The following is a 15490-nucleotide window of genomic DNA, read 5'->3' on the forward strand; positions in this document are numbered from 1 at the left end:
TTTTGCGATGGGTGGGATGTAAACCTTCACTCCGTCCTCAAGGCCTCCATCGGCTCCAGTCTCGACGCTCTTCTCGCCGGCAGCCACGCCGCAAACGTCCCAACCGCCAGCAGCAACACCGGCGCTCCAATCAATGACACGAGGTCATACTCCTTCACCCCAAACAGAAAGCTATGCAACAGTCTCGCGGCCACAAGGCTGATCCCAACACCAACCACCGTACCCGCGATCAACAGCCTCCCCGCCCCGCGAAGCACCAGCGACAAGATGTCTTCCCGCTGCGCCCCCAGCGCCAGCCGCAATCCAAGCTCCCGCGTCCGCAACGTCACCAGGTAGGCAAGCAGGCTGTATAGGCCCGCCAGCGCGACAACCAGCGCCAGTCCACCCAGTGCCTCCAGTAGATGTGCCGCCAGTATCTGCGATCCCATCGCATCCTCAACAATCTGATCCATAGTCCGAATCTCCGCGTCCGCAAGATCGGGATTCATCTCACGTATTACGCGATTGATCTCCGGCACCAGGCTCTCCGCGTCGCGGTCAGACCGCAGCGCAATCTCCGCATATCCCTGCAGCGTCGGCTGATAGAAGGCATCCGTTGGATTCATCTGCGCCGCATTCACATCGATCTCAGGCATCGCCGATTGCGCGATGCCTATCTGATGTACGTCATCAACGACTCCCACGATCTTGAAGGTTCTAGGCGTCTCTCTGCCCGGACTCGAGAAGTCCAACTTGAAGTTGCTGACATCTCCATTACCAATCTCATACTGCTTTGCAAACGCCCTGTTCACCACCGCAACCAACTGCGAGCCAGGGGTGTCCCGCGCATCGAAGTAACGCCCGCGCGCCATTCTGAATCCCAACACCTGCTGCAGTTCCGGACCAGTCGCTCGCATAGTGGCCTTTAGCAGCTTCGCCTTCAGGTCTGGCTTACCTTTGCTTATCCCAAGCGTTAGCACCATGTTGAACTTGTTCTCAAGCGGCGCGATCGTTGTGATCGCTGCAGACCCAACCCCAGGCAACTCCTTCAACCGGGCAAGCAGCGGGCGGTACACGGTCATATTCGGGTCAACTTTGTCCTGGCCGTACTTGTATCGCGGCAGCTTTGGATCGATGACAAAGACATGCTCGGTTCTGAAGCCCAGCGGCACATGACGCAAAGCGAATACCGTCCGCAGCAGCATCCCGCACCCCACCACCAACATCAGCGTCAACGCCAGCTGGCCAACAACCAGCATCCTCTGCAGTCTAGGCTGTCCCCGCCCTGTACCCGACTGCACTCCGTCTCCGCGAAGCGTTGCTTCAATGTTCGTCTTGGCCGCCAGTCGAGCCGGCACTATCGCAAACAGAACTCCCGTGATCAGACTCAACACCAGCAGGGCCCACAGCACCCTCCCATCCGGGCTCAGGTTCAGGGTCTCGTCAACACTCGTGAGCAACCCATGCCGGAAAAACCTCAAGGTTGCTTGCGCAATCCCCAACCCTGCTACTCCTCCGCATAGGCTCAGCAGCAAGCTCTCCACCATGGTCTGCTGTGCCAACCGCGCCCGGCCAGCACCCAGCGCCGCTCGCACCGCCAGCTCTCTGCGGCGGGACGTCGTTCGCGCCATCATCAGGCACGCGACGTTCGCGCACGCTATCAGCCACAGCGCTGCTACCGCTCCCAGGAGCGCCAGCAGCGCCGTCTTCCGGTCGCCGCTGTTCAAGCTATCTCGATAGCTCACCGCCTGCAGCCGATTCGTAGCCATCAGCGTCGAGTAAGGAGGCTCATAAAGAGGAATCAGCACGTTCTGGATCGAGCTCAGTTCCGTACTTACCTCACCGGTATCTACGCCACGCTTCATCCGGGCAATCACGAAGTAGCCGTTCGCGTCGAAGTTCCTGCTAAAAGCGTTCTTCCCGATCGTTCCCGGCGTCCAGATCTGCGCCCGCGATCCGTCGGCGGGAAACGCAAATCCCTGCGGCATCACTCCTATGACATAAAAATCGTCATCATCAATCCGAATTACCTGGCCCAGTATCTTTGCGTCCCGATGAAACTGGTTCGCCCATACGCTATCGCTCAGCAGCGCGACGTTACTTCGCCCCGCCACCATCTCTTCCTTGGAGAACATTCTGCCCAGCGCAGGCTTCGCTCCCAGAGTCTGCAAGAGATTGTCACTGGCTTGAACATGAACGATCTTCTGCTCTGCATTCTGCGCCAGAACGTATGCTTCTCCACTGTTCCAATACGCGGAGTCTTCCAGGGTTCTCGTACGCTCGCGCCACACCGTGACGTCTGCCAGGGTCGGGATCGTTGGCTCCCCACGGGCGGTGATCGCATTAAGCTGCACTAGCTTCCCCGAATCCCTATATGCCAGCGGCCGAAACAAAGTCCCTTCGAGCACCGTGAACATCGCCGCATTCGCACCAATCCCCAGCGCCAGCACGACGATCACGCTGACCGAGAATCCCGGCGCGTGCCGCATCTGCCGAAGCGCGTATCTCAGGTCCTGCAGCAAAGCTCGCATCATCAGTGGCCCTCCCTCCATCCCTGTGCCCCATTCATCGCGCCGTTGTCTCACGCGATGAGTGGGCCTCGGCACTACTCCGTCCGAAGTGCTTCAATCGGATCCACATTCGCCGCACGCCGCGCCGGCAGCAGCGCCGACACGATCGCAACAAATGCAACCAGAATAGTTACAACTGCAAACGTCACCGGGTCGGCCGCCGAGACTCCAAACAACTGGCTCTTCAAAAGTCGTGCCAGCCCGAGCGCCGCCGGTATCGCGATCGCAATGCTGATCCCCGCCAGCTTCAACACATCCGACAGCACCATGCCCGAGATCGCCGCCCGGCTCGACCCCAGCGCGATCCTCACGCCAATCTCCCGCGTCCGCTGCGCCGTCACATATGCCAGCACGCCGTACAGCCCGATCCCCGCCAGCAGCGTCGCCAGCAGCCCGAAGCTGATCGCCAGCAGTTCCGTCAACCGATCGTTCGCCAGGCTCTGATCGATCTGCTCGTCCATCGTCCTCAAATTGTCGAGCGCCAGCGCTGGGTCAAGCTGCTGCATCGCGCGACGTAGCGCAGAGATCGTCTCCGCTGTCGGCAGCGCCGTCCGCACGTGAAAGTAGAGCCGCGCCGGCGCACGCATGGCGGGGATCTGCTCCAGCGGCAGAAACAGACTCGGATCAACAGCGCTGCGAAGGTCCGTCTGCTTGAAGTCCGGGACCACACCCACAATCTCCGTGTCGTAGACCGGCTTGTTCGAGCCCCCATCCGCAAGCCGCTTCCCCACCGCGTTCCGGGCCGAGCCATAGTACCGCTTCGCCAACGCCTCGTTCACAATGGCCACCAGCGGCGTCGTCGCACTGTCGGCCTCGCTGAAGCTCCGCCCCGCCAGTAGTGGAATCCGCATCGCCGCAAAGAAGCCGGGGTTGATCATGCTCTTCTCCGCATCCACCTCTTCTTCAGGCGCCGGCGTATATCCCTCCAGCGTAATGTTGCCGCCTGATGAACTCCCCTGCAGGATCGACGAGTCATCCACCGCCACGCTCCGCACTCCAGGCAACGCACCCACCGTCTCCTCAACGTGCTTCGCCAGCGCGGCCACGCGGTCTGGCGTATACCCCGCAAGCTGGGGCGCAATGGTGAACCCCACCAGGCGCGTCGCGTCGAAGCCAGGATCTACCGCGCGCAGCTTCTGCATCGTCCGGACAAACAGTCCTGAAGCAATCAACAACAGCACGCTCAATCCAATCTGCAGGCAAACAATAACTCGCCGCAGACTCAGCATCCCGCCCGAAGCACTCGCATTCGACCCGCGCAACGCGATGGTCAAATTCGGCTTCCGCAACTGTAGCGCCGGGGCCATCGAAAAGATCAGGCTCACCCCCACCGCAGCGGCGAAGTTGAAGGCCAACACGCGAGCATCCAGCGACGACGAGAACATCGACACGTCATCGCCGCCCGCAAGTTGACGCACCAGCGCCCGCAGCGCAATCGGTGCCAGCAGCAGCCCCACCCCGCCACCAAAGGTCCCAATCAACAGTCCCTCCAGCAGCAACTGCCCAAGAATCCGTCCCTGGTTCGCTCCCAGCGCCGACCGAAGCGAGAACTCGCGCACCCGCCCCGCAGCCCGCACCAGCAGCAGGCTGCCCACGTTCACCGACGCGATCACCAGCACCAGCAGCGCCATCGCCATCACCACCAGCAGAGGAGTCCGCAGCCCTCCACGCTGATACGAAAATCCCTGCGCACCCGGCAGCACCAACAACCTGCTGTTGGTCAAAAATCCATCCGTAAACCGCTGCGACCGCTTCCCCAGCGCCTTCAACTCTTCAGCACGAAGCGCGTGCCACAGAGGCGCAAGCGAGTTCTGCGCAGCCTCCGTCGTCACCCCCGGAGCCATCCGCCCCAGGATATTCATCCACCGATCCTTGTGGTTCGTAAGCCGAGCGCCCCTCCCGGGAATTGCCTGGTCGAGCATTGACATAGGCACAAACAGCGCCGGCAGCTCTCCCCACACCGCGGAGTGAAACTCCGGCGCGGCAATCCCGACGACCTGGAACGGATGGCCGTTCAGAGTAATCGTCTGTCCCACCAGCGATGAGTCCCCGCCCAGGTGCGCCTGCCAGAAGTTGTAAGAGACCACCGCAACCGGGTTCGCTCCCGGGGCAGTATCGTCAGAGGCGACCAGCAGCCTTCCCTTGAAAGCACGCGCGCCCAGCAGTGTGAAGTAGTTCCCCGAAACAACCTCGCCGCTCGCGATCTGCGACGCATTCTTGAACGTGACATCGAAGTCCGAGGGCGAGGTCCCAATCAATCCAGCCATCACCTTCGGGCTCACCTGGGCCGCGAGGTCGCGATACATCGGGTAAGAGAAGTAAGCCTCAGTATCGCCGCCGTGGCTGCTCGAGTGCCCCTCCCACGCCTTCCCTGTCCCTTCAAGCACCACCAGTTGCTCCGGATGCTCCACCGGCAAAGCCCGCAGCAGAGCCTGATCCAGCAGCGAGAAGATCGCCGTGTTCGCCCCAATGCCCAGCGCCAGTGTCATCACTGCCACCGCCGCAAACCCCGGGCTCCGCCGCAACTGCCGCAGCGCATACGTCAAATCCTGTCGCAGATTCTGCATGATCATGCTTCTCCCTCGGCCCTTCTCCCCTGCTTATCTGGGTGCCCATCTATGGCTCGCATTTGGCCATGGGTGGGACGTAAAATCTCACTCGTTCCTTAGCGCTTCCATTGGTTCGATACTCGCAGCACGCCGCGCCGGAATCAGGCTCGCGGCCATCGCCGACACGAGCATCGCAAAGGCGGCAATCGCAATCGCCAACCCCTCGTTGCCCAGCAGCGAAGCTGCTTCCGAAGCATTGACATAAATCGTGCTCGACAGCAGCGAAGCGACCACTCCCCGCACCGCAAATCCTCCCATCGCTCCGGCAGCCAATCCAATCGCCGTCAACGCAAGCCCGCTCCCTAACACCAGTCCAAGTACCTGCCCTCGTTGTGCCCCAAGCGCTATACGCACGCCAAGCTCGCGCGTTCGTGAGCCGACTTGATAGCTCAGCAGACCGAAGAGACCAACCACCGTCAGCAGCAGCGAGAATCCGGCAAACCCTCCCGCCAGCCATGTGAAAAATCGTGGCGCGGCAACGCCCTTGTCGATGTAGCTCTGCATGGCCGCGAACTTCGCGGTAGGCACCTCCGCATCGACCTCGGCAATCGACGCCTCCGCCGCTTCGGCGATCGGCAGATTGCCCGCGCTCTCGAACGTCCGCATGACGAAGGTTGTGGCGAACCACCCGTTGATCGGCTTCATCACATCGTCGGGAACCTGCGCGTAAGCGTGGTAGGACGCAGGGTTCACCTTGTCGGCGATGCTGCGGACATGCGTGTCTGCAACCACTCCAACCACCCGCGACGGTGTGTTCGTATCGAGATCGAAGACGTACTCGCCGATAGCCGATCGTCCAGGCCACCAAAGCGACGCGGCACGCTGATTGATCAGGACCACCCTTGGGCTGGTCTCTGTATCGGAGCTCGAAAGATCGCGCCCTTGCAGCAGGGTCGTCCCCACTGCCTGAAAGTACCCCGGCGTCACGAAGCGCGCTTCAACCGTGCCCTCAAGCTCCTTGTGCCCTGCCGGATAACCCACGTCGTTGAGACCGCTGTCCAGCGGCAGGCCATTCACCGTCGCCACCTTTGCCACACCCGGAATCCCTCGCAGCTTCTCTTCCACCGACTGCACAAACTGCTGCGACCGGGCGCTCGACGTATAGCGCGCTCCCTTCAGATTCACCTGCAACGTGTACAGATGTTCCGGCACAACACCCGGCGGAATCGCCCGCATACGCAGGAACGCGTTCGTCAGCAGAGCCCCCACCGACAACAACACCGTCGCCAGCGCGACCTGCGCCACAATCAAAACCCTGCCCATCCGCTGCTGCGATACGCCCGCACCGGCAGTGCGGGACGCTCCAAGCTGCGTCTCAGTAGATTGCCGGAACACTCCGAGCGCGGGTACCAACCCGAAGATCAGCGTCGTAGCGATGCCAACGAAGATCGCGAACGCCGACACCGGCAGATCCATCACTACGCGGTTCATCTGCGGCAGATCGATGGGCGACGAAGCCAGCAGCATCGGCACGACCATGTACGCCAACCCTATCCCCAGCACCGATCCACAAAGCGCGAGGAGAAGACTCTCCAGAAGCAGCAGCCGCATCACAGCAATCCGTCCCGCACCCAGCGCGGTTCGCAGGGCAATCTCTGCCCTCCGGCTCGACGCTCGCGCCGTGATCAGACCCGCAAGATTCAGGCAGGCCATCAACAGCACGGCCAGCACCGCCAACGATAAGGCGATCAAACTCGGCCGCGCATCGCTCACCACAACGTCGCGCAGCGGCCATACCCTCTCGCTAAGCGGAGCCGCGCCCGCCCCGCCACGCTTCGCATAGCCCGGATACTGCTGATAGATCGCCTTCGTCAGACCTGCAAGCTCGCCCGAAGCCTGGGCCATGGAGACCTCTGGCCTCAACCGCGCGATCATCTGAAAGTTGTCACCTTCATACCCGGCCGTCTTCGCCGAGAGTTGCATCGGCTGCCATGCATCAGGCGTATCCACTGTGGCAAGCGCCGATGGCATCACGCCAATCACCGTGTAAGGATCGCCGTTGATATGAATGACCCGCCCAACGATTCCGTGGTCCGCGTTCAGCATCGTGCGCCACAGCTTCTCGCTCAACACCACCGTAGGCGCGGCTCCGGGGGTGTCCTCTTCACGCGTAAATGTTCTGCCCAACAAGGGAGCGAAGCCAAGCGTCGGCAGGTAACCCGAGGTCACATGGATCGACCGAATCGTCGTCGCGCTTCCCCTGCCATCTGAGAAGTTCTGCCCCAGCGGCCCATCGTCAGCCAGCCCGATACTCGCAAAGCTCTTCGCATTCGCCAGCAGCAGGTCGCCGGTCTCACCCGTCTGCTCTGCGCTCGGCGGCTCTCCCGCATGCCGCCAACCCACCCCTACAAGTTCCTCCGCATGAGGATAGGGCAGCGGGGCCAGCAGCGTGCCACGCACAATCGAGTACATCGCCGTAGTGACTCCAATGCCTAGCCCGAGCGTCAGCACTGCGGTGGCCGTAAACCCCGGGCTACGCCGCAGTTGCCGCAGAGCGTAGCGCATGTCGTGCATAGCTTGGTTCAGCATCGCCATCCTCCTATTCGTTCCGCAGAGCTTCCATCGGATCGATGCTCGCCGCATTCCTCGCGGGCACCACAGACGCAAGCATCCCAATCGCTACCAGCCCCAATGTCAGCGCTCCCAGCAGGAACGCATCATGCGCCGCATTCAACTCCACCACCGAAGCGATCACGCCACGCAGCGCCAGCGTCAACACCCAGCCCACAGCCACACCGGCAGACATCAGCACGGCAACCCGCGTAAGAATATTGCGCACCACTCGCCCTCGCGAAGACCCCAGCGCCATCCGCACGCCGATCTCCCGCGTCCGCACCTCCACCTCGTGATGCACCATGCCATAGATGCCCACCAGCGAAAGCACCAGCGCCAGCGCCGCAAAGATGCCGAACAGCCAGCTCTCCAGGCGCTCGAACGTCAGTGTCTCCGCGATCACCTCGTGCATCGTCTGCGGTTCGCGGAACGGCACCGTAGCATCGACCGAGCGCAGCGCGTCGCGCAGCGGCCCGGCAATTGCCTCCGGAGCGAGCGATGTCCGGATCACCAGCTGCATGTCCGCCAGCGTCTGCTCCACATACTCGGGCGGCACCTGAGCGGCCAGGATATCCATCTCCGCCAGCGGAGGCTCGCTCAGGTTCTGGCGCAGGTCGCTGGCCACGCCTACGATGTTGACCTTCATCGGCCCCCATTGGATCTGACGTCCCACCGCCTCCTCTCCCGGAGCAAAGAACTTCCGCAAAAACGCCTCGTTCACGTTTGCCGCCAGGGCTCCGCCCTGACGATCGGTCGAAGTGTCCAGCCAGCGCCCTTTCACCAGGTGCGCTCCAATCGCCGCCAGCGCGCCCGGCATCACGATCCGGTTCTCCGCCAGCAACTCCTGGTGCGGCGGTGGTGGTGGATGTCCCACGATCGTGATGTCGCTGTTGTTACCCGATTCAAGGATAGGAAGTATGTTGATCAGGCCTGCCGACGTGACGCCTGGAATCTGGCGAACCTTGTCGAGTAAGGGCTGGTAAAAGCTCGTCAGCAGGTTCCGCCCCTGATAGTTCGCGGTCGTGACGAAAAGCTCCTCCGACATGAGCTTCGCCGGATCGAACCCCAGCTCCGCACTCCGCAGAGCCTGCAGATTCCGCAGCAGCAACCCCGAGCACACCAGCAGCCCCAGCGCCACCGCGACCTGCAACGTGATCATGCCGCTGCGCAGCCGATTCTGTCCGCGGCTCGTCCCTGCGCTTCCGCCCGAGCGCAGCGCAAGACTCGGCGCAACCCGCGATGACCGCAGCGCCGGAAGCACGCCCGCAGCAATCCCCGTCACCAGCGCAATCGCAATCGTCGCCGCCAGCACCGGCAGGTTCAGTTGAACATCCGCGCCCCGCGCTAGCGACACGATCAGCAACTGCCGCATCGCCTGCAGCAGTGCCGCCGCCACCAGCACTCCGGCACCCGCGCCGATCAGCGATAGAATGGCCGACTCCGTCAACAACTGCCGCGCCAGCCGCGCACGCCCCGCACCCACCGCAGCCCTCAGGCCAAACTCGCGTTGCCGCCGCACGCCGCGCGCCAGCAGCAGCCCCGCAAGGTTCACACATCCAATCAGCAGCACGCCCAGCACCGCCAGCGTCAACACCCGCAGCGGGGCCGCCGTCTTGCCCAGCGTCGCCTCCGCCAGAGAACGCACCTGCACGGTATTCGCAGACTCATCCGGGTACTGTCGGCCAAGGTCCTTGAACACGCGCGTCATATCTGCCTGCGCCTGCTCGAGACTCACTCCCCGTTTCAATCTTCCAACCGTCGGCAGAAAATGCTCACCGCGTCCCGAAGTCCGCGTCGTCGGCAAGTGAAACGGCCGGTAGATCGCATTCACTGTCTGCAGCGGATAGCGGAACCCCGCGGGCATCACCCCGACGATCGTATTCACCTTGCCATCGACGCGAATCGTCTTTCCGATCGCGTCCTGCCTGCCTTCAAATCTCTGCTTCCATATCTCGTAACTCAGGACCACAACATCATTGCGCCCAGCCTGTTCTTCGCCGGTCTCAAATGTCCTCCCCAATAGCGGCTTCACCTGGAACACGTCGAAGAAGTTGTCCGTCGTATACACCGCATGCACCGGGTCCGCGCCGCCAGCTGTCTCCAGATTTGCGGAAGCGACTTCCCACCCTGCCAGCGCGCTTAGCGTCGCATTATTGCGCCGCCAATCGAGATACTGCATCCACGAAGCCGGCTGCCCATAGCCGTCCGAAGTCGTCCGCAGCGAAACGATCCCATCCGGGTCGTGATACGGCAGCGGCCGCACAATCGTCGCATCCAGCACGCTGAACACCGACGTCGACACCCCAATCGCCAGCCCCAGCGTAAGAATTGCCGTCGCCGCGAACACCGGCGCCCGCTGCAACTGTCGCACCGCATAGCGAACGTCCTGCATCAGGTTCCGAAGTATCGTCATCATCGTGCTCTCCTCATACGGCACCCGCAAGCAACGCCCAAAACCCTTGTCATCCTTCGACGAAGTCGGAGGACCTGCTTCTCAGTAGCGCACTCCCGTCGCGCTCTTCAACTGCCCGCCACAAAACCCCTAGTGCCCCGTTCATGCGGCTTCATCGCATGAGTGGGAAGTACACCCTCACTCGTTCCTCAAAGCAACCATCGGATCAATCCCCGCAGCCCTGCTCGCCGGAATAATTCCCGCCACACAGGCCGACACCACCAGTGCCACGACGGCAAACCCCAGCACCGCCGCATCGGCCCCTTCCACCTGATAAAGCTGCGACTTCATAAACCGCACGCAAGCCAGCGCCACCGGCAACCCGATCACCAGTCCCACCAACGCCTGCACCAACGCCTGCCGCAGCACCATCGCGACCACGCTGCCCCGGTTCGCTCCCAGAGCCATGCGTATCCCAATCTCCGAAGTCCGCCGAGCCACCATATACGCAGTCACGCCATACAGCCCAATCGCCGCCAGCAGCAGCGCCAGCCCGCTGAACAGCAGCGTCAGCCGCGAGATCAGCCTCTCCTGCGTGAACTGCAGCGAGATCTGGTCCGCAAACGTTGAGTAGTACATCACCGGCAGATTTGGATTGATGCTCGCCAGGATCCTTCGCGACTGCGCTTCCAACCCCGCAACATCGCCATGCGTATGCAGCATGATCGTGTTCGTATGCAGCGACCGGCCCTCGCCCTTGGGGTCGCTCGCCGCCAGTTGCAGCAGCGGCCGGAAGTAACGCGGCTGATCGTCTTCGCGGGGCTGAGCCCACTTCGCGTCCTTCACCACACCCACAATCATGAAGTCGTTCGTGCTCGTCATGCCGTTCGTCCCAAACCGTGCGCCGATAGGGTTTTCTCCGTTGTGAAAGAACTTCTTCACAAACGTCTGGTTCACCACCGCCACGCCCGGAGCAGCCGCCGTGTCCTGCGCCGACAAACCACGACCCAGCACCACGTTCTCCCCCACCAGGTCCAGCATCTCCGGGCCCACCCGCAGCCAGCGAGATCCGATGTCCTGGTCCGGCCCCGGCTCAGGCTTCCCGTTCAGAAACACGCCCTCGCCCCAGCTATCGCCCTCGAGCGGCGAGTAACCCGCCAGAGCCACCTGCTCCACTCCCGGTATCGCATGGAACTTCTGCTCGATCTCGTCATACAGGCCCGACAACTGCTCCGGCTTGTACCCGGCGTTCTCCGGGTCCATATGGATCACCACCCGGTCCTCGGTCTTGAATCCGAAGTCCTGGTGCTCCAGCTTGTTCAAGCTCTTTGAGAGCAACCCCGCCGCAATCAGCAGGATCAGCGACAGAGAAGCCTGCAGCACCACCAGTCCCCGCTGCAGCAGAGAGGCATTGCCGCGTGCGCCGCTGTTTCCCTTACCCGATCCCCGCAGTGCTTCGGCCGGCTGCGCCTTCGCCGTAAGCCACGCCGGTGCCAGCCCGAAGACCAGCCCTGTAAGCATCGTCAACGCGAACGCAAATCCAAACACTGGCAGAGACGGTGTCGCATGGATCGGCAAATTCGGAGACGCCGGAAATGCCAGCGACAGCAGCATCTTCGTCCCCGCATACGCCACGCCCAGCCCCGCGAGTCCGCCAATCGCCGATAGCACCAGGCTCTCCGTCAACATCTGCCGAAGTATTCGCGCCCGCTGCGCTCCCAGCGCCATTCGCAGTGACGTCTCGGCAGACCGTCCGGTGGCCCGCACCAGCACCAGGTTCGCAAGGTTCGCGCAAGCAATCAGCAGCACCAGCCCGGAGATGGTGAGCAGAAGATACAGTCCGCTCTTGTACTCCTGCTGCATGTTTTCGATTCCCGCCCCGCCCGGCGTCAACTTCACGTGCGACGCATCCAGGTGCTTCTTCACATCCGCTCTCTTGTAGAGATCGAGGTTCTCGCCCAGCCAGTTCCGCAGGTTCGCCGAGACCTTGTCCTGCAGTGGCCCCAACGCCGTCCCCGGCTTCACTCGCCCCAGCACGTAGACCCAGTTCGCCGGCTTCGCATGCAGTAGTGGAGACTGCGACATGATCGGCTCCAGCGCGAACGGCAGGTAGAAGTTCGCCGGCGAATCGATCATCCGCTCGCCATAGAAGCCCGCGGGAGCAACCCCCACAATCGTCGCTGGATACGTCTTGAACAAAAACGTGCTCCCGATGATCGAATTGTCCCCTCCGAAGTCGCGCTGCCAGGCCTGGTAGCTGATCACCGCCACCGGCGTCGCTCCCGGCATATCATCCGCCGGAGTCAGCAACCGCCCCGCAAACGGTTGCAGTCCGAACGTCTGAAAGTAGTTGCCCGACACAAAGCTCGCTGGAACCCCCTTCGCCAGTGATCCAGGCTTGTTGCTCAGCACCGTCATCTGCCACGGATACGACTGCATTGCAGCCAACTGCTCGAACTCTGGCGTACTCGCCTGCAGATGCTTATACAGCTCCCACGAGAAGATGGAATAGGCGTCATCGCGCGGCAGCCCGCCATTCACGCAGCAATCGTCGCGGTCGCCCACGCGCACCAGCGTCGCTGGGTCAGCCACCGGCAGGTTCCGCAGCAGCACCGCATGCACCAGCGTGAAGATCGCCGTATTCGCTCCTATGCCCAGCGCCAGCGTCAACACCGCCGTGATCGCGAACCCCGGCGCCTTCCGCAACTGCCTCAGCGCGTAGCTGACATCCTGCAAGATCGAATTCATATCGCTCTCCTCTCGCCGCCAAAACTCAAACCCAACTCAAACCTGTCATCCTTCGACGAAGTCGGAGGACCTGCTTCTCCCGGCGTCACTCACTCCGCAATACCGACATCGGATCCACATTCGCCGCCGCTCTCGCCGGCAGAAACATCGCCAGCACCGCGATCCCCAGCACCCCTGCCGAAGCCAGCCCGTAAGCCACCGGATCAAACCTGGGCAGCCTGCCAATCACGCTCGCTAACACGCTCGTCAGGCCCAGAGACAGGCCTATGCCCAACACAACTCCAGCCACCGCAAAGACCAGCGCCTTGCGTAACACCATGGCAAAAAGCTGCGGGCGGTCTGCTCCCAGAGCCACCCGCAGACCAAACTCAAACTTCCTTTGAGCAACCGTGTACGCCGTCACCCCGTACATCCCCACCGCCGCCAGCAGCACACTCACACCCGCGAAGCTCCCAAACAGAAGGCTCTCGAACCTCTCTCCCTGCTGGCTCCCGCCGAGGTCGTCCTGCATCGTGCTCACCTTGATCGCAAGCTCCGGATGCGCGGTCGTGAGCTTTCCCTGCAACGTGCGCCCCATCGCAGCGGGATCGAGCACCGTCCGCACCACCAGCTGCATATCGGTTGCGATCGACGGATGCTGGGCGACCGGAACGTAAAACGTCGGCATCGGCGGGACACCCGGCGCAGAGCTGCGAATCGCGCCGACCACGCCCACGATCGTCCACCACTCGCCTTCGGAGTCATACCCGCACATGATCTGCTGTCCAATCGGGTCCTGGTCGTGAAAGACCGCCTGCGCCAGCGTGCTATCGATCAACAGCACCTTCGGCGCTTCAATCCGATCCTCTGCGTTCAACCATCGTCCGCGCAGCAGCGGCACCCCCAACGTCGTGAAGGTAGCCGGCGTGACAGGGCTTAGGTTCGCTACCGGCAGATTCTCCACCCCCGGCGCGAACACCTGCCGCCCTTTGATCGCATAGCTCACATTGCCGACGCCGCGCATCGGAGCGCCGTCCATCGCCGAGGCGGAGGTCACTCCCGGCGTACCAGAGATAACCCGCAAGACATCGTCGAGCCGGTTCATCCGCTCATGTGTCACGGCAAGCCGCGTCTCCTGAAACTCCGCAAGCGCAGCCGGCGACTTGTTCTTCGCAGCCTCAGGCAGCAACGGCGAACCGACAACGTGCATGTCCAGCGTCACCAGCGATTGGGCATTGAACCCAAGGTCCTGCTTCGAATCCACAATGAGCTTCTGCGCCAGCAGAATCGCAGCCACCGAAAGCGTCAGCGTCAGCGCGACCTCGGCAACGATCAGACCGTCGCGCAACCGGAGCGACCCGTGTGTCTCCGTGCCTCGCGCAGCGTCTGCCCGCATCGCCGTCGATGGGTCGATATGCCACGACCGCCACACAGGCAGCAACGCCGTAATGGCCATCACCGCGAACGATATCAGGAAGGAAAACACGAACACGTCCGCATTCAAATGGATCTCTTCCAGTCGAGGCATAGACGTCGGTGCCAGGCGGACCAGAAGTTTCAAAGCAGGGGCCGCCACCAGAACCGCAGCCAAAGATCCCCCGAGCGACAGGACCGCCGCCTCCAGCAAGGCACGCCCAGCCAGTGTCGAACGCGAAGCTCCAAGCGCGGTCCGTATCGTCACAGCCCGAAGCTCCCGCGTGGCGCGCACCAGCTGCAGGTGCGTGATGTTCGCGCAAATGATCAGCAGGATTACCCCCACAGATCCCATCAGCAACCGCAGCCTCGACCGCATCCACCCCACCAGCTGCTCTTGTAACGGAACCGACTCGAGGGCCTTATGCGCATCCTCCACGTAGGCCTTCTGCAGGTGCGCCGAGAAGGTAGCGAACTCCGCCGCAAGCTGTTCCGGCGATACATCCGCTCTCCGTTTGCCAACCGCATTCTGGTTGTACGCAGTCCGGTTCAGGTTCTCCGGCGCCTGCTTCTGCTCGATCCACACACGCGTCTTGTCGGGGAATGAGAACCCCTCCGGCAGAACCCCAACGATGGTGTAAATCTGAGTGCCATAGGAAGCCGACTTCCCCAGCGCGGACTGCGACGATCCGAAGTGCTCCCGCGCAAATCCTTCACCGACCAGGATCTCGCGGCCGTCTTTCTCGTCGGGATTGAAAAGCCTGCCCGCCACCGGCTGAACACCCATCACCTCAGCGAAGCGCGGGCTTACTACCGCCATCCAGATATAAATACTCTTGCCATTCAGCAGCAGGCCATCGGGCCATTCTTGATAGAAAGCCGTTGACTCCAGACCATGTACCTGCTTCGAGATATCGACATAGTCACCCCCGCCTAGCCCACCAAACGATCTGTTCTCGTTGATAAAGTGCGTCCGCAACGCCACGATCCGGTCCGCATCGTGATACCCCAGCGGCCGCAGCAACACGCAGTCCACCACCGCGAAGATCGCCGCGTTCAACCCGATCCCAATCCCCAGCGTCGCAATCACCGTCAACGTAAACGCAGGCGACCGGCGAAGGCTCCGAAGTGCATGGCGAACTGTAGCGAACATAAGCAGCCTCCTTTACTTCGGATACGGGTATGGGCGCCCCACATCTTGATTTTGAGATGTAGGTATCCTGCCACCGCCATAGGGGTGGAGATCC

At 62.2% G+C, this 15490-nt stretch carries 6 protein-coding genes; all 6 read right to left on the minus strand.

From position 1 onward, the window contains the following. Nucleotides 1-26: 26 nt before the first annotated feature. The gene (locus tag HDF16_RS07705; protein WP_184215170.1) at nucleotides 27-2513 is read right to left on the minus strand and encodes an ABC transporter permease; all 2487 of its coding nucleotides are present in this window, start codon (nucleotides 2511-2513) and stop codon (nucleotides 27-29) included. Nucleotides 2514-2584: 71 nt separating this feature from the next. Further along, nucleotides 2585-5116, minus strand: coding sequence for an ABC transporter permease (locus HDF16_RS07710; RefSeq protein WP_184215173.1), 2532 nt, complete (start codon nucleotides 5114-5116; stop codon nucleotides 2585-2587). A gap of 87 nt (nucleotides 5117-5203) precedes the next feature. Continuing rightward, nucleotides 5204-7687, minus strand: a complete 2484-nt coding sequence (locus HDF16_RS07715; RefSeq protein WP_184215176.1) for an ABC transporter permease — start codon at nucleotides 7685-7687, stop codon at nucleotides 5204-5206. 10 nt (nucleotides 7688-7697) lie between these two features. Continuing rightward, on the minus strand, nucleotides 7698-10127 hold the full coding sequence (locus HDF16_RS07720; protein ID WP_246408853.1) for an ABC transporter permease: 2430 nt from the start codon (nucleotides 10125-10127) through the stop codon (nucleotides 7698-7700). A 174-nt stretch (nucleotides 10128-10301) separates the two neighbouring features. Next, a complete protein-coding gene (locus HDF16_RS07725; protein ID WP_184215179.1) occupies nucleotides 10302-12851 on the minus strand; it encodes an ABC transporter permease in 2550 nt (849 codons plus the stop codon). An 85-nt stretch (nucleotides 12852-12936) separates the two neighbouring features. After that, nucleotides 12937-15396 carry an ABC transporter permease gene (locus HDF16_RS07730; protein ID WP_184215182.1) on the minus strand — a complete coding sequence of 820 codons (2460 nt, stop codon included), beginning with the start codon at nucleotides 15394-15396 and terminating at the stop codon, nucleotides 12937-12939. Nucleotides 15397-15490 lie beyond the last annotated feature (94 nt).

This window comes from Granulicella aggregans (genome assembly GCF_014203275.1).
Taxonomy (GTDB): domain Bacteria; phylum Acidobacteriota; class Terriglobia; order Terriglobales; family Acidobacteriaceae; genus Edaphobacter.